Below are 18,192 nucleotides of genomic sequence, written 5' to 3'. Positions count from 1 at the left end.
GGACATGCGAAGGGCCCGGCTGGGACGACACCCCGACCGGGCCCCTGGCCCCAACCCTGCTGAGAAAGGACCGCCCCCATCATGACCGAGCACACCTCCGGTCACGCCCACCAGGGCGACGACGAGCAGCCCCTGGACCTGACGGCGTTCATGGACGCCGACGAGCTCGACCGCCTCGCCGCCGACGCCCGCGCCGCCGTACGCGGCACCCCCGCCGGATACGCCGACATGACCACCGGGACCGTCAGCTACCCGCAGCACACGCACCCCGCGGGCACCCTCGGAGACGAGGGCCTGGTGATCGAGCAGCTCGACCAGGACCCGGGCGCCGGCGCCCCAGCCCCGGTCAAGGTCCCCCGCCCCCGCACCGCGTGGCAGGACTGGGTGCCCGAGCTGCTCATCTCCGCCGAGGCCCGCCTCGCCCGCCGCCGGGCGATCGAGCACGCCGCCGCCCACCACACCCGGCGCTCGCACCTCTACCTCGGGCGCCTGTTCAAGGCCGGGTGGTACGGCATCCGCTACGGCACCGGCAACCTCGTCGGGCACTTCACGGCCGCCGACTCCTACGCCGACGACATCGCCAAGGCCAAGGCCGCCAAGGCCCGGAAGATCGGCGAGGCGTCCGGCAACGACTGGGTAAGGGCGTTGAAGGCCGAGAAGCGCGCCGAGGGCAAGGCCCGCCGTCACGAGACCCTGCCCGTCCTGGGCGCCGCCGGAGCCACCTCGTACGTCGCCGCGCTCCTGGCCGTCGCCCAGGTGTGGGGCCTGATCATGGCGGGCGTGATCCTGCTGCCCGCCATGGCGGCCCTCATGGCGTACGGGCAGCGCGAGCACGCGCGCCGGCACCCCGACCTCACCCCGGTGGTGCACTTCGAACCGGCGACCCTGGCCGCCGATGCCCCGCTCGGCAAGGACTCGTTCGAGTCGGCTCTCAAGCGCATGGGGCTGATCAAGGAGACCAGCGAGATTCACCTCGTCGGCCTGCCGCGCGCCGTCGCCATCAGCGCCGTCGAGATGACCGTCGAACTCCCCGACGAGTGCAGCCTCGCCGCCCTGGTCGCCAAGAAGGACAAGCTCGCCCAGGCGTTCCGCATCCGGCCCGAGTGGCTCGACATCCGCGACGGCGAGCACTCCGCGCAGGTCGTCGTATGGATGGCCTCGGCCAACCCGTTCGGCACCCCGTTCGTCTCCCCGCTGGTTGACGAGCCGGTGCGCCAGGACGCATGGGGCAAGGGCATCTTGATCGGCTTCAACCGGCGCGGCGAGCCGGTCTACCTCAAGCTGGCGCACGTCATGGTGCTGCTCGGGGGCGCCTCCCGCACCGGCAAGGGCATGCTGCTGCGGAACCTGATCTGCGGTCTCGGCCTCGATCCCCGCGTCAACATTCGTCTTGCTGCGGGCGCCAAGCCCGGCGAGCACATGGGATACAGCTCCGTGTGCGCCACGTTCTTCGGCCGCAACCCCCGCCGCCTGGTTGCCCTGCTCGACGCCCTGCTCGCCGAGGCGTACCGGCGAGAGGACGTCCTCGCCCGGCAGCGGCGGGCCAAATTCAGCGAGAAGGACCTCGCCGAATTCCCCCTCGAACTCGCCATCATCGACGAATTCGCGCAGTACATCACCGCCACCGAACTCGTCCCCCGCCCCGGCGACCCGGAGAAGGCGATGAAGGCGGGCGACCGGATCGCCGAGCAGGTCGAGGAGCTCGCCGGTTTCGCCGCCGCGCTGAACATCACCGTCATGCTCACCACCCAGGACCCGGACGCCGGGACCATCCCCCGCAAGTTCAAGAACAACAGCAACGCCCGGGTGGCGACGAGGACCCGTTCGGCAGTCCAGACGAATGCGATCCTCGCCGACGGCGCGACCGGCGCCGGACTGCGCGCCCACGACATTCCCCAGGAACTCCGGGGCGCGGCCATCGTCGATATCGACGGCGCGGACGGTGAACTCATCCGCTCGTGCTTCATCGAGGACGAGCACTACGACGGCGCCGAGCCGATCATCGCCGCCGGATACGCGCTGCGCGCCGCCGAGGGCCGGGCCCCCGGCCAGTTCGCCGACCAGGTCGAGGAATGGCTCATCAGGGCCACCGGGGAGACCTCGGCGGCCGGCGGCCCCAACGGGTCGGGACGGCCCGGCAGGCCCGCGGCCGCCGTCATCGCCGCACCCATCCTCGACCTGCTGCTCGGCGCGTTCCCCGAAGGCGCCGACAGGGTCGCCATGGCGGACGTGCGCAAGCACCTCGCCGACTACGACGCCGACCGCTGGGGGCAGGGCGACGGCGAGGAGCGCCCCGCCTACGAGGCCCGCGTCGGCAAGCAGCTCGCCGCCGAGATCGAGGAGGCACTCGCCGGCACCCCGGCCGCGCTGGAGTCCAAGCAGGTGCGCATGCCGGACGGGAAGCGGCCCACCGGCTACCTGCGGGCCGACGTCGAGGCCGCCCGCAACGCCGCCCGGAATAACCCGAATTGACCGGCTGACAGACCCCCTGACATGCGGCAACCGCGCAGGTCAGGGGCCTGCCGCCCCCGACTACGCACCCCCCGGACCCCCTGACCCGGCATGAGGTCACCACTGCCCGTCAGGGGGTCCGGCAAGCCCCTGACCTGCGCGAATGCCGCCAGTCAGGGGGCCTGTCACCCCACCCAAACCACCGCAAAGCGATCACGCCCGAAAGGGGCCCGTCATGACCAGCACCCCCGAGCAGACCACCGCCGCCACCGTCCTCGGCGCCGCCGAGCGCGGCCTCGCCGACGCCCTGCTCGCCGAGGCGTTCACCGCCGGCCCGACCGTCCGCCCCGCCCCGGCCGCGCCCGCCATCCCGCCCGGCTTCCGCCTCGTCGAGACCGTCCGCCCCGACGGCACCACCGTCCGCGAGTTCATCCCCCAGGCCGCCACCGCCACCCCCGCCGAACCGGCCCCGGCCGCCCTGCCCGACGCCACCTTCCCCAAGCCCGGCCGGATCCCCGCATGGGCCTACTCGACCCGCGCCCTCAAGACCTACTGCGTCCTCGTCGCCACCGCGTCGACCACCGCCCTCGCCGTGATCTACGGGCACGCCATCGGCGCCGGCCTCACCGCGGCCGCCGCCGGGGTGTGGGCCGCCATCGTCACCGCCGCCAAGGTGCTCGGCTCGATCGCCCTGGTCCTCGGCCTTGCCTACCTGTTCCTCCCCAAGAGCAAGAACCGCGCCCCGCGCACCGGCACGTTCGAGGGCATCGTGCGCGGCACGTGGAAGGAGGACTAGCCCCCGCTCTGACCCGACGGCCTTCCCCGGCGCCCGCCCCCGACCCCGGGGCGCGGGCGCCGGCACCCCGACCCTAGAAAGGACCCCCGGCACCGTGACCGCATCCATGAACATCAAGGCCCTGCGGGTGAAAGGTGACTACGTCCAGTGCCCCGAGCACGGCACCGTGACCGGCGTCATGCGGGTGCTCGCCACCGACCCCACGACCGCCATGGCCTCATGCGTGCGCACCGCCTCGCTCATCCCCGGACGGGGCAGCACCGGACAGTGCTTCTTCCCCGTGCCCAACCTGACCGGGCAGCAGGTCGCCGCCATCGCCGCGCAGATCAAGCCCGGCCGGTTCCGCGTCACCCTCCCCGGGGGCACCCTCCTGGAGGGCGAGGTCGCCGCCGCCCAGGCCACCCCCGCCGCCAAGCCCACCGCGTCTGGGAAGTTCGCCCAGGCGCAGGGCGGACAGGGCGCCGACCAGCGCGGCCGTGCCCCCTCCGGAGGCGGCACCGCCAAGGCCGCGTTCGGGGCGCTGGCCGCCACCGCCAACATGGTCGGCGCCGTCGCCGGAGCGGCCGGACAGGTGGCCGGCGCAGCCGCGCAGACCGTCACCGCGACGGCCGGGGTGGCGGGCAAGGTCGTCGACGCCGGTAAGGCCGGGCTAAACACCGCCACCGCCGGGATCAAGGCAGTCGACAACGCGGCCGCCCGCTCCTTCGCCAAGAACAACCAGAGCAACGACAGCGAATGACCACGCCAGCCCGGGTTAGGCCTGTTGCCCCCAACACCTCTAACCCGGGCTGTCCGACACCCGCCCCGCATCACCGTCGACCACCGAATGGAGAGCGAGATGCCGAGCAAGAAGGCCCTGAACCCGCCCCGCGGCGAGTGCACGCAGTGCTGGCGCCACGCCTACGACTCCCGCGAGATGCACAAGCAGCTCGGCCCCCGCGAGGACTGCCCGGACTGTGTGGACCACATGCTCCACGGCCACCCCGACCACATGATCGTGAGCTGAGTTGACCCCATTGGGTCCAACGGGTCCGACCCGGCCCGGCGAGCACATCCGCAACCAGGTCAAGCGCTACACCGCCGACCAGTAGGCCGGCGCAGATCCCGGGCGGCCGCAGCATCGGCCAGAGGCACGGCCACCCAGGACTCCCCGTCCAGAGCAGAACCGAGGAGACAGACAGCATGACGTACACCCGAGCCGCCGCCTTCGCCGCCGTCTTAGGCCTCACCCGAGCCGCCTCCGCAGTCGGCGACCACTGGATCCAGGACGACTACTGCGCCCAGGTCAAGCGGGCGACCGACGCCGCCCCGGTCCGGTACGAGGACGAGACGACCAAGGTGACGACGGAGCACGGCACCGCCCACGGCCGCCGGGCGTGCGCCTGGCACTGCATCACCTACTCGGCGACCCAGGTCCTGGCCGTCACCGCCGGCGCCCGTGCCCTCGGCATCCGGCTCCACCCGGCCGCCGCCCTCGCGGGTCTCGCGATCAGCGGCCTGACCCACTACGCCGCCGACCGGCGCGTTCCGGACGGACTGCTGCAGACCATCGCCGAGCGCACCGGCAAGTCGCGGTTCTACGCCCTCGCCGCCCACGGCCTGAACGGCGCCTACCTCCTCGACGCGAGCTTCCACCACGCGTGCGAGACGGTCGGCGCGCTCGTCGCCACCATCGGGGCGGACGAGCGATGACCACACCCCCCGACACGACCAGCCGCCGCCTCACCCACAGGAGCGAGTACACACCCATGGACATCACACCCCCCGAGCTGCTGCCCGCGGCCCTCGCCCACCACGTGCCCGACTGGGCGGAGGCGGCGCCCACACCGGCCGACGTGACCGACTGGGACCAGCGACAGGCAAACGCCCTCGTGCCGTTCCAGCTCGACGCGCAGGGCTGGCCGATGCACCCCCACGGCCCCACCGGCCGCACCGGCCGCAACCTCGGCAAATGGGGAGAGAACCAGGCGGCGGACCCGATCGTCGTCGCGGGCAGCGGCCAGGACCGCCGGGTCCTGCTGATCACCCGGGACGACATCCACGTGGAGGCCATCCCCGGCGGCATGGTCGACCCGGGCGAGACCGCCCCGGCCGCCCTCGTCCGCGAGCTGCGAGAGGAGACCGGCGTCGACCTCTCCGACCACCGCCCGATCATCCTCGGCCAGGACCTCGTGGACGACTGGCGCAACAGCGACAACGCCTGGGTCGCCTCCACCAGCGCGCTCTACTTGCTGCCCGCCACGGTGACCGCCGTCGCGGCCGACGACGCCCTCGACGCCACCTGGTACCCCTTCGGATCCGTCGACCAGCTCGACGCCGCGATCACCGCCACCGGACGCACCCTCTACGCCGCGCACCGCCCCCTGCTGCAGCGCGCCCTGGACCACCTCGACACGGCCGTGCAGCCCGATCAGACCTGTTAGACCCAACGCCCCCAACGGGGTTCATCCCGGCATTCCAGCCCGCCGGGGCACCACGGGGCGACAGCATGAAGCCCGGGGCCGCCGTAATCGGCCCCGGGCTTCGCCATGAAGGGAACCACAATGAGCACCTCCACCACCGACTCGCAGACCAGGGTCCGCCGGATCTACGACGGACACGCCGGGCTGTACGCGCCCAGCGTGGTCACCGAGGCCGCGGCACTCCTGGACGCCTACCTCGCCACCGCCGACCAGCACGGCCTCGACCAGAAGGCCGCGGACTTCGACGGCTGGCTCGCCCTGGCCGCCGCCGAGGCGGTCTCCCGGAAGTACAGCCGCCCGACCGAACGCAACTCGGGCGAGCTGTACGAGCTGCTGAACCACCTGCGCACCGCGCTGGCCGCCGAGGGCCTGGAGGTGGTGACCACCCCCGTCCGCATGGGCGTCGGTATCGCCCCTGTGCCCGGCGGCCCCACCTGGGGCACGGCCGGGGGCCTGGCCGTCGCGCTCTACACGGACAGCAGCTGGGAGCTGATGCTCAACTCCGCACACACGACGTCCCACACGATCCACGCCCCGGCCACGGAGGCCGGCGCCGCCGAGGTCGCCCAGCTCGTCCACGGCGTGCTGCGCGGCGACGTCGCCGACCCGTTCAGGAAGAACCGGTGAGCCTCCACCGCGAGCCGTCCCACGTAGGACACTCGAACCACCGACCGAAGGAGGGGCCGTGACCGCACAGCCTGAGCACCACGACGCCGTCCCGCCGATGCGCACGCTCGCCGAGCTGCGGGCCGCCCTGCGCGTCTGGGGCTTCCCGGCGGACTCCGCCACGTTCGAGCGGGAGCTGTCGGAGGCGGACCTGGACGACCTCACCCGGGTCCGCGAGATCACCCAGGCATACCGGCACCGGGTGCTCCTGCGCTTCGACCCGCAGGCGATGGCCGCGCTCGGCCGGAGCACCGAGGACGTCACCGACGAGCTGCGGCGCAAGATGAACGAGGCGGGCGCCAGGTGACCCACGCGTTCCTCAGCGACGCCGCCGAGAAGATCCTGGCCGACCTCAGCCGGAGCGAGCAGGCCGCCGTCGAAACCGTCCGCCGCGCGCTGGAGGACGACCCCGACCCCGACCACGCCCGCGGACTCCCGGACGCCGACCCCCGATCCGAGACGTACGTTATCGAGCTGCTGCCCGAGCAGACCGCCGGCCGCGGCATCAGCGTCGTCTACCGCTACAGCCAGGACATGGACGCCGCGCTGATCCTCTGGCTCATCGCCGGACCCTGACCACGACCACCGACGCGGCCCCCGGCAGAGAATCCGCCGGGGCCGCGTCGTGTCCAGCGCGTAGCCGCTGGAGTTGGTGGGGAGCCGGGGTGGCCGCGACTTCCCACCCGTAGATCACCTGTTAAAGGTGATCGTGATGTGCGAGCTGGGTGCGGCGACGATGAGGGGGATGCCGACGGCGGGGAGGCCGGCGATGCTCAGCGCGACCCCGCCGACGGCGCAACCGACGCTGAAGACGAACTGGCACCAGGCCAGCGCACCCGTGGAGCGGCGCCTGCGGATGGAGACCGCCGGCACGGTGTTCTGGGCGGCGATGCTTGAGTTACGGTCAACTGTGGACAAGGGTGTACGACTCTTCTCTGTGATCCTCGGCTCCAGGACAGTTCTGCTTCCCGGCTTCCCGTCCTGGAGCGGAGGGGATTCCGCGGCTGGTAACCCCAGCTCGCGACCGGCCGATGGGTTCCCCCGGTGGCCCGCTCCTTAAAGTCTGATGCGCCCTTGACGCCGCCTCAGGTAAGCTGTTCGACGGATTGATCCTCATGTATCGAGACCTAGTTCAGAGCAGACTCAGCTAGCGAACGGACCAGGTACGGTTACATGAGGATCAATCCGTAGCGCTTAATCCGCGAAAATTCGTGGGACCGATTTGTGAGGGATTGTGCGGCGCGACGACAAGGTCGAGGTTCGGATCGGCAACCTGGTGAAGCTCATGGAGGCGGAGCTCCCCGACGCGGTCGCCAAGGCGCAAGAGATATGGGAGCGAGGGCAGCGTCCCAACGTCGTTCGCGTACGGCGCTCCTATCTCCGGCTGGAGCAGTTCGGAGGCGTCGTCATCGATGAACGGAAACCGCTCCCCCGTGAGAAGCGGCCGATCTCGGCCCAGATGATCGCGCCGAAGGGCCTCTCCCTCAAGCTCCACCTGCTGATGCTGTTCGCCGCCCAGTGCGAGGTCGCCCCCGGGAAGAAGTGGCCCGTGCCGTACCCCGCTGAACCGACCCCGCAGCAGCCCGACTCCTGGATGGGGCTGGCCGCGAGCGTCGCCCAGTACGCGGGACCCGGCGTCCAGGCGTCCTCGGTGCGGACGAACAAGCTGCGCCAGGTGGCCGAGGCCATGAAGGCCCTGGAGAAGAAGAACCTGGTGGAGTCGGTGACCGGGGTGGCCGGCCAGGTTAAGAGGGGGATCCTTCTGGGGTGCGAGAACGGCAGGAGCACCCGAGCCGCGAGCATCCCGTACACGGTGCCCACGGACGACGAGGCGTACATCGAGATCCCCACAGGGTTCTTCACCCGCGGCTGGGTCCACGTTCTCACCATGAGCGAGATCGCGGCCATCCTGATGTGGCTCGACATCCTGAAGTTCGACAGCAGGCAGATCACTCTGCCCGGTGCCACCCAGCCCGTGACCATGGGGTTCGTTAATAGCCGCGATCGGCACGGCTGGTACGGGCTCGGTCGTGAGACCTACGAGACCCACCAGCCGCTGCGTGCGTTCCAGCTCCTGGAGGTCTACCTCCCGCCGCAACGCCACCTCGACGGCAAGTGGGAGGGGTACCACGACGACCACCTGGAGATGGCCCATCACAAGATCGTCATGACCCCCGAGGGATTCGACAGAGAAGCTGGCAAGGCGGTCCTGGAGATCCTCCGCAGGCGCCATACGACCGGAGAGTGGGGCAGAGCCCTCGGGTGGTAGCACCCACAGCACCTGACAGGCCAGCAGGCCAACAGATCCGATGGCCCCGGCCCTCCGGCCGGGGCCATCGCCATGCTCTCCAGAGGATGAGCCGGGGCCGCCCGCTCGTTCAGTGTTCGGGCCCCGCCGGGCCGTCATGGGTGCCTTCGGTGTCGCTGCGCGATGCACGCTGCGCACCCTTGACCGCCCGCTGCGTCCCTGGTGCTGGCTGGCTACGGGCGGCCCCTCCGCTGTGGCGGCCGGACCGCGGGGACCGTGGGCGCAGGACCGCAGGCCTACCCCGGCAATCGGTGGGACCGTGGCGAGGGGATCGGCGAAGCAGCGGGACCGTACCCGGCGTCCCGACGAAAGCCAGGGACCACCCCCGAACCAACAAGCGGTTGTCCCCCTACCTTCCCGCACAACCAGCAGAAGGCCTACCAGGGTCTGATGCGGTGAAGGAGTCGGATCTTGCGTCGGTCGCGTCGTGTGGCGGTCTGGGGGTGGAGGAGGAGTTGGCAGTCTTCGGTGAAGGTGTCGAGGTACTTGTTGACGGTCAGCTGTGCGGTGGTGGCGTCGGTCCGGTACTTCTCAGTGAGTGGTTGCCCGGTGGTTCGGGTGTTGATCATTGTCTGGAGGAGAAGACTCTGGAGGCGTACGACGGTGCTGGCGGCGCGGGCCTGAGTGGAGAGGGCGGGCGGTCCTTCGATGGCGACGGCTGCGGCGGCGGTGACGACGGCGTCCCGGCTGGCAACCAGTTCAGGGCCGGTCGTGGATAGGGCGTCAGGGTCGGGTGGCTGGGCGTCGAGGAGTTCCTGTAGGGCGGCGGTTCGGGCTGTGTGGGCCATCACGGTGGCGCAGAACGCGGCGTAGACCTGGCGCTGGGCGGCCCGGCTGGCGAGGTCGGCCTGCGAGCGGGTGTTGATCCGGGCCACCCGCAGGGCGCCAGTTGCGCCGACGACGGATCCGAGCAGGGTTCCGCCGATCCCTGCGAGGCCCAGCAGGGTTTCTGAGTCCATGGATGCCATCGTGCGAGATCGACAAGGTTCCTGCCCGGCCGTTTGCCGGCCTGTCCCGGCTGCCGGGGTAGAGGAGGGCGGCCCCGGTTCGTGCCCACGCAGCGTAATCATCTGGAGGTGTCGGGCGACATGAGAGTGTCAGTGGTCGGTGTCAGGGTGTGCGGCAGCAAGCGGTGTCCGCCGTTACGGTCTTGCATGGTGGCCCCACCTTCGGCTTACGGCTATGTCTCTTCGCTCGCAGCGGCACGCTCAGCGGCCTCTTCGAGTTCGATCTTGTGGTTCCACTGGTGAGCCAGCTCGTTGAACGAGTTCGCCGCCGTACGCAGGTTCCGGCAAAGCAACGCGATGGGGATCAGCCACGGAACCCAGGCTGGCCAGCCCGATCCTTCGACCAGGAACATGTGGACGATGGCCATGGGGATGATGGCGATGCCTATAGCCGCGGGCGCGGTGCTCGTGTCGGCGTAGGAGACTTTCTCTCTCGGTGAGTACGGAAGCTTGGGCTTGAACATGGTCCCCCCCAGGGCGTAGCGAACGCGGTGGTTCGCGCACACTACGCCCGGTGATGAACCGTGGGTAAGCGCCTCCCACTGACACTTCATGTCGCCAGCCGCTGACATCCGTCTGTCGTCCGACAGCACTGGCCGTGTCCTACCTGCGATACGTGTTCTTGGTCGGGGCTTGCCCAATCCAGATTCAGCAGGGCCGGAGCGTCATACGGTTCGCGCATGAAGTGGACCAACGAGATCAACCTTGGCGACACCCTGGCGTCTGCCTTCGCCCTGATAGCCCTGGGGCTGGCCGTGTGGCAGCTTGTCAGCTCCAGGAAGGACCTGATCGCCGAACGACGGGCGGACTTCTATCTGGGGGAGCTGATGACATTGTCTGTGGCGCTCGGTTCCAATCCCGGAACGGCTCTGCAGACCCCGGAGATAGCCATTCGCTTGAAGGTGCTACCTCCCGACCTCGTCCCGCTCCTCCGGCAGCTCGCGAACAGCCCCGCTGAAACCGTTGCCAGGATCCGGCAAGAGCAGGAAGAAGATCCTAGGTTCGGCAACATCGCGGCAAGCGGCTACTTGAGGAGACGCTGCCAGGAGGACATCGCTGGCGCCGTCGGGAAAATCCTGGAGACGGTTCCGCGTCGACACTGGTGGCAGCGGCAGGGAACCGGCGGAGCAAGGTAGTGGTTACTGAGCCCAGTAACCGGCTGCCGCAGCGGAGCAAGATGTGAGCCTCGGACGCCGTTGCCGGCCGTCCGGACGTACTACCAGCAAAGGCTGGAGTACCGGACGGCCCGGCCGGTCACGACAGTTTCGTGACCGTCGATCCGGACGGACCTCGGCCCATGCTGTCGCCGGACTCATCGACACTTGACTACTCATCGTCACCCCCGACGATGACACTGTCCTCGCCGAGGACGTTCAGTACAGCCTCCGCGTCATCGGCACCGACGACGTCGACCCCAACTGACACCCGCCGTGTCGCCGAGCGCTGACACTTCCTGTCGTCGGCCACTGACATCTGGCTGGCGTCCGACACCGGATCCCATCGGTGCCGTGGACAGTTCGGCTGGCCGCTCAAGATCAAAAACAGAGGATGTACAAAGGGGGTTACCCTCGCGGGTAACCCCGGCCAAGGCCGGAGAACAGTAACAGCACAAGCGCACAAGGCGCGTGGGGGAAGCGGGGTGCGCCGGTGGCGTGGGTGACGGAGATCGGGGCGGACGAGCAGGTCGACTACCGGCTGCGCAGGCACGCCGGGTGCGGCGTGGTGGAGAGCGCCGGCGCCCTCGTGGAGGCGGACCAGGCCGTCGAGGCCGACTCTCTGGACCCGGCCGTCAGTTACCGTCTGCGATCGGATGGGGTGCTCGTGTGGATGGGCGCCGGCCTGGGCGCGGTCGGTCTCGCCGAGGGCCAGGTCCTCGACCACGAGGGCGAGGAGGCCGCCCGCCGACTGATGAAGGGCTGCCACCCAAAGACCGGCGCCCGCCTCGCGGGGTCGGCCACGTCGGTCCGCGCGCACGAGTCGGCGACCCTCACGGTGGCCCCGCTGGTGAAGGAGATCGCGCTCACGGCGGCCGAGGCCGGGGTGGAGCCGGAAGCCCTGCTGGACGGCAAGCCGTACCAGCAGAAGAAGCTCGCCCAGCAGCAGCGGATGGTGAACCTCAAGGGCGAGGCCCACCGCCTCCACGTCGGTACGCTCCACAAGCTGGCCCGCGCCGCCGGCCTTGACCTCGCCGACATCTACACCGAGGCCGAGCTGACCCGGGCGTGGGAGAACAAGGACGCCCGGACCGACTCCCGGGTCCGCGGGTGGGACCTCGTCCTCGACCTCCCCAAGAGCGACAGCGTCCTCGCCGGGCTGATGGGCGAGCTGGACGACGCCGAGTACCGCCGCCTGGTCCACCAGGCGAAGACGGATACGTTCCGGCAACTGGAGCGGTGGATCGGCTACGGGGTCGGCAGCCAGGACGGCAAGCCGGTCCGGCTGGCGACCGGCGGACTGGTCGGCTGGTCCGTCGAGCACCGCTCCGCCCGCCCGATGGGCGACGGCGCTCCCGGGGACCCGCATCTGCACCTGCACGTCGTCATCGCGAACATGGCGCGCTGCACGGACGGGAAGTGGCGCTCGATCGCGAACTCCGGCGCCGACCTCTACCGCCACGCCAGCGCGGCCGACGGCTACTTCAAGGCGCGGGTGCGGTCGCTGGCGTACGAGAGGTTCGGCGTGCGCCGCACCCGGTCCGCCACCACCAGGGCGTGGGAGGTCGACGGTATCCCCGAGCCGGTCCGTGACTTCTTCTCCCGCCGCTCGGCGAAGGTGGTCGAGGAGCTCGGCGAGGACGCTACCCGCGAGGACCAGCAGCGGCTCGGCGCGCTGACCCGCCGGGCCAAGCACGCCGCCGACCCGGCCGCGATGCGGACCTCCTGGCGCCAGCGGGCCGAGGCCGCCGGCGTCGAGGTGGTTGCGATGGTCGCGGCCGCGGCCCCCGGCGGCCCGGGCCTGCACGGCGGTGGCGCAGGCCTCGCCGGACCGGGCGGTGGTCCGCGGATCCCGCCGCCCGCTGACATCGCTGCCGTGGTCTTCGATCCGGAGACCGGGGTGACCGCCAGCCAGAAGATGTTCAGCCGCGCCGAGCTCTTGGCCGCCGTCGCCAACGCACTCCCCCTGGGCATCGGGGCGGAGCCGGCCGCGCTGGAGCGGCTGGCCGACGACGTCCTGCGCGTCGAGGGGTACGCGGTGGCCCTGCCGCACATCGGCTCTACCGTCATGAGCAGCACCGACCGGTACACCACCGCCGACGTCCTGGTGGCCGAGGAGACCGTCATCGCGCATGCCCTGGACCGCGTGGGCGACGGGTCCGCGCGCCTCACGGTGGCCCAGGCCGAGGCCGCTATGAGCGTGTTCGCGGTGGCGGCCGGGTTCGAGCTGTCCGCGCAGCAGCGCCAGGTCGTCACCCGGATCCTCACTGACGGGCACGGCGTCGAGGCCGTCGTCGGCGTGGCCGGCGCGGGCAAGTCGACGTTGATGGACGCGTGCCGGATCGCGTGGGACGCCACCGGCACCACGTACGCGGGCGCATGCCTGTCGGCGGTCGGCGCCAAGGGCCTCCAGGACGCCTCCGCGATCCCCTCGCGCACCGTGGCGTCCTGGCTCCAGCAGATCGAGGGCGGCCGGGGCCTGACCGGCATCGACGTCCTGGTCGTGGACGAGGCGGTGATGACGGACGACCGGTCCGCCGCCAGGCTCCTCACCGAGGCCGCCCGCACCGGCACGAAGGTGGTGGCGATCGGCGACCCCAAGCAGCTCCAGGCCGTGGGCGTGGGCGGCTGGTTCCGCGAGGTTCACCGCCTGGTCGACGGCGAGGTCCTCACAGAGAACCGCCGCCAGGAGAACGAGGCCGAGCGCGCCGCGCTGGAGGTGTGGCGGACCGGCGACCACCAGCACGCTCTCGAACTCCTCGCCGCCGGCGGGCGCGTGCACGCTGTCGCCACCGCCGACGAGGCCCGCTCCGAGATGCTCATGACGTGGGACGAGCTTCGCACGGCGTGGCCGGACGAGCAGGACCTCCTGCAGAACCTCGTGGTGCTCGCCGCCCGGAACCTGGACGTGGACGCGCTCAATCTCGGCGCGCAGCAGATCCGGCGGGCCGCTGGCGAACTCGGCGCCGAGCAGACGTACGCGCTGCCGGGCGGGGGCGAGCTCTCCCTCGCCGAGGGCGACGTCGTCCGCGTCCGCGTCAACGACTACCGCTCGCGCCGCGGCGAGGGGCCCGATGTCCTCAACGGCTACCGCGCCGTCGTCACCCAGGTCGCCGAGGACCGCCGGGTGCAGATCACCTGGCGCACCAAGGACGTGAACCCCGACGGCAGCGTGCGGACCGAGTCGGCCTGGATGAAGCCGGACGACATCGGCGTCGGCGCCCTCTCCCTCGGCTACGCCATGACCGTCGCCGCCTCCCAGGGCCTGACCTGCCACACGAGCCTGCTCTACGGGCACGGGGCGAACGCCCACGCGGTCTACCCGGGCATCACCCGGGCGAGGACGGCGAACCACCTCTGGCTCCCGCTGGACGTGGTCGAGGACGCGCGCACCCAGAAGCTGCTGGGCAAGGCTCGGACGGAGACCGAGCAGCTGCACCGGGCGATCGGCGCGTTCGCCCGCTACCTCGGCCAGTCCGCCGAGGACGGCATGATCTCCGACGCGCTCCGCCCGGCCCCTGACCCGGCGGCGGTGCCGCGGCAGGTCGAGGTCGAGCACGCCGAGGCCCAGAAGAAAGCCGAGGCCCCAGTCCAAGAGGCCCGGCGGGTCGTGTCGGCGAGGGCGGCCCGGATGAAGTCGCCGTCGACCGAGCACGCGCTGCGCCGCCAGGCCGAGGACGAGGCCAGCCGCACCCGCACCTGCGCCCAGGCCCCGGAGCCGGTCACCGGGCAGCAGGAGGACACCGGCAAGGAGCCGGAGGTGCCGGACTGGAAGGACCGCCCGTACGGCAAGCGCCCCGACGGCGAACTCGCCCGGAGTATCTCCTCCTTCCTCACCATGGCCGAGCAGTACGAGCAGAAGGCGGCAGAGGCCCGCGAGGCCCACCGGGCGCTCGCCGAGCGGCTGGAGCGGGACCGGGCCGAGGGCACCAGCCGCGGGGCCCGCTGGGCGGCCGAGGCCGGCGCCGTGCTCGATACCGCCGTCGGCCATCTGACCCGGGCCCTGGAGGAGACGGCCGCCATCCAGCGGGCCACCGCCCGTGCCACCAACGCCCGCTCGATCCTGCGGCACCTGGAGAAGCAGAGGGAGGCGTCCTGGCTCGCGCTACGGCTCGCGGGCAGCAGCAAGAAAGAGCTGCGACAGATGGAGGAGCGATACCTCGGCGAGGCCATCGGCGGCGACAACGAGGCACTGCGGGCCCGCCGGGCAGCCGACGACGCCCGCCTCGCGGCATGGGAGACCCTCAAGGCCAGCCCGCACGCCGAGGCCCTCGGCTCCACCGGGCACGCCCCGCAGCTGGACGACATGGCCCAGAAGCTCGCCTCGATGCGGCAGGCACTGCCGGAGCGGGCCCAGGCCCGCGATGCCCGCGACGCCCGCCAACTCGGACAGCTCCACGGCGCCGCCCAGGCCTCCACCACCGAAGCAGCCGACTGGCGCCGCCACGCCGAACTGGCCAGAGCCGAGCAGCAGCTGCGGCGCACCCTCGCCGAGCAGCACCCCGACTTCCACAAGGCCGAGACCGCCGCCCGCACCTTCCGCGCCCGCCAGGTCCAGGTCCAGCAACGTCAGCAGGCGCCCGCACCGCAAGCCGCCGCGACCGTCGCCCAGCCACAGCAAAGGCGCGAGCCAAGCATGGGGCTGTAGCCGGGGATCAGGGACGGCCTGCACCTTCTTAGGGGAGGCGGTACTGAACACGTGCCCTTCGGCACAACGGGCGACAGTGTGATGCGCTGAGTCCCTTTCCCGAAGACAGGGCCTCGCCGAGTGGGCGCCGGCAACGTCCTGCACCGACGGCAGCGCCTCCCCTCCACCGTTCCGCTGGAGGGGAGGCGCTGCTTCGCTTTACGCAGTCGCTTCTTGGCTTGTGTTCGCCTTGATGTCGTCCCCGCTCCTGGCCCCGGGTACCACGGCCGGGGCGTCGTCCTCGATCAGAACTGTCAGCCCAGTGGACTCCGACAGGGACAGGATCAGGTTTCGTGCGGCCTCACGGGTCCCCGAGGGATCGTGCTCCAGCGCAGCCCGGACCATTGCCGGCGCGAAGGCCGTCGACGCCTTCCGCAGGGCCCGCACGGCCTTGGCCGGGTCCAGCTCAGCCGTCTTCTCCGGCGGAGAGTAGTTCAGCACAAACTGCTCCACCCACGACTCCAGCTTGCGTGGGTGGCCCACCAGGTCGACGGGCATCGCGGCTGCGGCGGCGGCGACCAGTGTCGAGGTGACCTTGCCGTCCTTCTTCAGCAGCGTCAGATACAGGGCCGCTGCCGCCTCCACGCCGTGCTCCTCGGCGAGCGGGACCAGTGCCCAAGCGTGCGTGAAGCCGAGCCTTTTGGAAACTGCAGTTTCCAAAACGTTCGATTCCTTGGCTGCCTTTTCGAACGCGACTTCCGCCACCCGCCAGGATCGGATCAGCTTCCCCGCGTACTGCGGGGTGATGTCCCAACGCTCCAGCGTGTACGCCTCAAACGTCGTGAAGCCCTTTCGGTACAGCTTCCCGTCCCGGATCACCTGGAGGGCCTTGCCCGCCGCGAAGAACGCGATCCGCAGGTTCTCCAGGGCCGCCTCGCACGCGGTGAGCCTTCGCTCCTCGTCGGACGTCGGCACCGGGGAGTCGGTGAGCGGACGGGCCGGCGGGCTGCCGATCGCCCGGGCCAGCTGGAGAGCGGTGTGCGGCTTGCCCGGCCCCTGGGGGCCGCCAGGCAGGTTGATCTGCTGTCCCATCAGAGCATCTGTTCCATCGTCAGGGCCACACGCATGAAGTCCTCACGGGCGTTCAGCGCAGTGCCGCTCATCTTGTACTCGGTGACCAAGGTGCCGTTCTCGTGGGCGTGCTCGTGGATCGTGTACCGGCGGATCGGGTCCGCAACGCGCGGGTATTCCCTCTCGTCGATCCACGCCTTGAGCTTGTCGAGCTGCTTCTCGGCTTTGTCCTTGCTCGGGTCGTGCATGTTGACCACGACGAGGAAGGGGATCTTCCTCGGCTTGAGGATCCGCTCGATCGTGAACTCCGCCTCGTCCCAGGTGATCCGAGAGGGGGTGATGGGCACGATGGCGAGGTCTGCGACGTCCAGGAGTTCACGCAGAGCGTCGGCCGTGCGGCTGTCTCCGAGCGGGTCAGCGTCCCATTCGGCATCGGGGTCGACGTCCATGAAGCCGGGAGTGTCCACGATGACGCGGCGCCTGGTGGGGTCTTCCAGTATGAGAGGCAGGATGCCTGTCTTGCCCTTGGTGACGAGGTAATCGAACGGGAGCTTCGCCTCGCGGACACGGGCGCACCACTTCTCGATGCTGCCCTGAACGTCGATACCGGCTGCGACAACCGGGGCTGGCGCGTCCTCGTTGGCGGCCTGCGGGTATACCGCAGACCGCCCGGAGCAGGCGGCCACGTTGATCGCGATGGTGGTTTTGCCGGTGCCGCCCTTCTGCTGGACGACAACGACCACCTTCGCGCGGTCCTCTGCCCGCTCGCCGGGTCTGGTCAGAGTGGTGCTCATGCTGTGCCTTCCGTTGGTTTCACCGCTTGTTCGCGGCTACTCGGACGGGGACAGCTTGTCAGATGGCGAGGGAGCGCTTCGGTAGCCCGACGTGTTGCGGGAGCGGCACCTGCGTTCTCCTCGGAGACGAGCCCGGTAGGAGGGGATGCAGTTGACCCACGCCCGGCGTTATCCCGATCGGGCTCAGGCCTGAGTAGTCGGACAGCGCGTGGAGTTGGACGGAGCGCCGAGCGCACCGCCCGTCATCACGGTGTCCGGGACAGGGGTGCGGCTATCTGGCCGGACGGAGGTGGCAACACGGTCCCGGCGTGAGCGGGGGTTTGATCATCGGCTCGAAGTGTTCCTCGTCGGGAAGGAAGCCGACACGTTCGTAGAAGGTGACCTCCTCGGGTCCGACCCCCGCGACGAGGCAGCGGTCGGGGTATCGCCGGGCCAGCTCGGCCACCAGTGCCGTTGCGACTCCCCTGCCCCGAGCGTGCGGAGCAGTGATCAACCGCTCGATGATGATCCTTCCGCTGCTGCCGAGGTCGGCGTACAGCCAGCCGAGGATCGGGGTATTCAGACGGCACACGAGGACGCACTCGGCCCGGTCGAGCGGGAGGATCCCGCCAAAATGGCTGACCGCCCAGCCGGTGTCGCTGTACGTCGCGCCGATCGCGTTGATGTCGGGGAGGTCTGCCGGACCGGCATCGTGAATCTTGTAGGACATCCTGCTCAGATTAGACGGACCGGTCGCGGTAGGTGAGAAGCCCGTACAGGAGCCGGTACGACCAGGTGGCGTCCGGTCCGGCCGAGCTGGCGCGGCTGGTGGCGACGGTCGCGGAGGCCGCCGAGGTCACGGTGCTCCCCGGTGGCG

At 70.6% G+C, this 18,192-nt stretch carries 18 protein-coding genes; 12 read left to right on the top strand and 6 right to left on the bottom strand.

Going from position 1 to position 18,192, the window contains the following annotated elements; all coding sequences use genetic code 11:
• Nucleotides 1–81 precede the first annotated feature (81 nt).
• From AAT21_RS33885 to AAT21_RS33845, 9 genes are all read left to right on the top strand, one after another.
• Nucleotides 82–2,472: a hypothetical protein gene (locus AAT21_RS33885; protein WP_046780834.1), complete on the top strand. Its 2,391-nt coding sequence runs from the start codon at nucleotides 82–84 to the stop codon at nucleotides 2,470–2,472.
• A 214-nt stretch (nucleotides 2,473–2,686) separates the two neighbouring features.
• Entirely contained in the window at nucleotides 2,687–3,247 is a 561-nt protein-coding gene (locus tag AAT21_RS34845; protein ID WP_052758106.1) for a hypothetical protein, read from the top strand.
• A gap of 94 nt (nucleotides 3,248–3,341) precedes the next feature.
• The gene (locus tag AAT21_RS37860) at nucleotides 3,342–3,986 is read left to right on the top strand and encodes a hypothetical protein (protein WP_157879834.1); all 645 of its coding nucleotides are present in this window, start codon (nucleotides 3,342–3,344) and stop codon (nucleotides 3,984–3,986) included.
• 99 nt (nucleotides 3,987–4,085) lie between these two features.
• Nucleotides 4,086–4,253, top strand: coding sequence for a hypothetical protein (locus AAT21_RS33870; protein ID WP_046780833.1), 168 nt, complete (start codon nucleotides 4,086–4,088; stop codon nucleotides 4,251–4,253).
• Between the two features lie 176 nt (nucleotides 4,254–4,429).
• Complete coding sequence (locus AAT21_RS33865; RefSeq protein ID WP_046780832.1) at nucleotides 4,430–4,939, top strand: hypothetical protein; 510 nt, start codon at nucleotides 4,430–4,432, stop codon at nucleotides 4,937–4,939.
• Nucleotides 4,940–4,995: 56 nt separating this feature from the next.
• Nucleotides 4,996–5,670 (top strand): NUDIX domain-containing protein, encoded by a 675-nt coding sequence (locus tag AAT21_RS33860; RefSeq protein WP_235439317.1) that lies wholly within the window; start codon nucleotides 4,996–4,998, stop codon nucleotides 5,668–5,670.
• 120 nt (nucleotides 5,671–5,790) lie between these two features.
• On the top strand, nucleotides 5,791–6,336 hold the full coding sequence (locus AAT21_RS33855) for a hypothetical protein (RefSeq protein ID WP_046780830.1): 546 nt from the start codon (nucleotides 5,791–5,793) through the stop codon (nucleotides 6,334–6,336).
• A gap of 58 nt (nucleotides 6,337–6,394) precedes the next feature.
• Entirely contained in the window at nucleotides 6,395–6,682 is a 288-nt protein-coding gene (locus AAT21_RS33850; RefSeq protein WP_046780829.1) for a hypothetical protein, read from the top strand.
• Nucleotides 6,679–6,951, top strand: coding sequence for a hypothetical protein (locus AAT21_RS33845; RefSeq protein ID WP_046780828.1), 273 nt, complete (start codon nucleotides 6,679–6,681; stop codon nucleotides 6,949–6,951). The genes AAT21_RS33850 and AAT21_RS33845 overlap by 4 nt, the downstream gene beginning before the upstream one ends.
• Before the next feature lie 114 nt (nucleotides 6,952–7,065).
• Here AAT21_RS33845 and AAT21_RS33840 read toward each other — a convergent pair whose 3' ends face one another.
• A complete protein-coding gene (locus AAT21_RS33840; RefSeq protein WP_046780827.1) occupies nucleotides 7,066–7,293 on the bottom strand; it encodes a hypothetical protein in 228 nt (75 codons plus the stop codon).
• Between the two features lie 316 nt (nucleotides 7,294–7,609).
• Here AAT21_RS33840 and AAT21_RS33835 point away from each other — a divergent pair, with 316 nt between their 5' ends.
• Nucleotides 7,610–8,644 (top strand): hypothetical protein, encoded by a 1,035-nt coding sequence (locus tag AAT21_RS33835; protein ID WP_107081459.1) that lies wholly within the window; start codon nucleotides 7,610–7,612, stop codon nucleotides 8,642–8,644.
• A 416-nt stretch (nucleotides 8,645–9,060) separates the two neighbouring features.
• On the opposite strand, the gene AAT21_RS33830 is transcribed toward AAT21_RS33835, so the two are convergent.
• Both AAT21_RS33830 and AAT21_RS33825 read right to left on the bottom strand, forming a co-directional pair.
• Complete coding sequence (locus tag AAT21_RS33830; protein WP_046780826.1) at nucleotides 9,061–9,642, bottom strand: hypothetical protein; 582 nt, start codon at nucleotides 9,640–9,642, stop codon at nucleotides 9,061–9,063.
• 221 nt (nucleotides 9,643–9,863) lie between these two features.
• Nucleotides 9,864–10,154, bottom strand: a complete 291-nt coding sequence (locus AAT21_RS33825) for a hypothetical protein (protein ID WP_157879833.1) — start codon at nucleotides 10,152–10,154, stop codon at nucleotides 9,864–9,866.
• Between the two features lie 216 nt (nucleotides 10,155–10,370).
• Here AAT21_RS33825 and AAT21_RS33820 point away from each other — a divergent pair, with 216 nt between their 5' ends.
• A complete protein-coding gene (locus tag AAT21_RS33820) occupies nucleotides 10,371–10,826 on the top strand; it encodes a hypothetical protein (RefSeq protein ID WP_046780824.1) in 456 nt (151 codons plus the stop codon).
• 511 nt (nucleotides 10,827–11,337) lie between these two features.
• Nucleotides 11,338–15,492, top strand: a complete 4,155-nt coding sequence (gene mobF, locus AAT21_RS33815; protein ID WP_046780823.1) for a MobF family relaxase — start codon at nucleotides 11,338–11,340, stop codon at nucleotides 15,490–15,492.
• Between the two features lie 198 nt (nucleotides 15,493–15,690).
• Here mobF and AAT21_RS34840 read toward each other — a convergent pair whose 3' ends face one another.
• From AAT21_RS34840 to AAT21_RS33800, 3 genes are all read right to left on the bottom strand, one after another.
• Nucleotides 15,691–16,563, bottom strand: a complete 873-nt coding sequence (locus AAT21_RS34840; protein ID WP_052758104.1) for a hypothetical protein — start codon at nucleotides 16,561–16,563, stop codon at nucleotides 15,691–15,693.
• Nucleotides 16,563–17,336, bottom strand: coding sequence for a hypothetical protein (locus tag AAT21_RS33805; RefSeq protein ID WP_046780822.1), 774 nt, complete (start codon nucleotides 17,334–17,336; stop codon nucleotides 16,563–16,565). The genes AAT21_RS34840 and AAT21_RS33805 overlap by 1 nt, the downstream gene beginning before the upstream one ends.
• A 271-nt stretch (nucleotides 17,337–17,607) precedes the next feature.
• A complete protein-coding gene (locus AAT21_RS33800) occupies nucleotides 17,608–18,045 on the bottom strand; it encodes a GNAT family N-acetyltransferase (RefSeq protein WP_046780821.1) in 438 nt (145 codons plus the stop codon).
• Nucleotides 18,046–18,192: the final 147 nt, after the last annotated feature.

It is taken from the genome of Streptomyces yangpuensis (assembly GCF_001005295.1).
Lineage (GTDB): Bacteria > Actinomycetota > Actinomycetes > Streptomycetales > Streptomycetaceae > Streptomyces > Streptomyces yangpuensis.
This window is presented reverse-complemented; position numbering and strand designations above follow the sequence as displayed.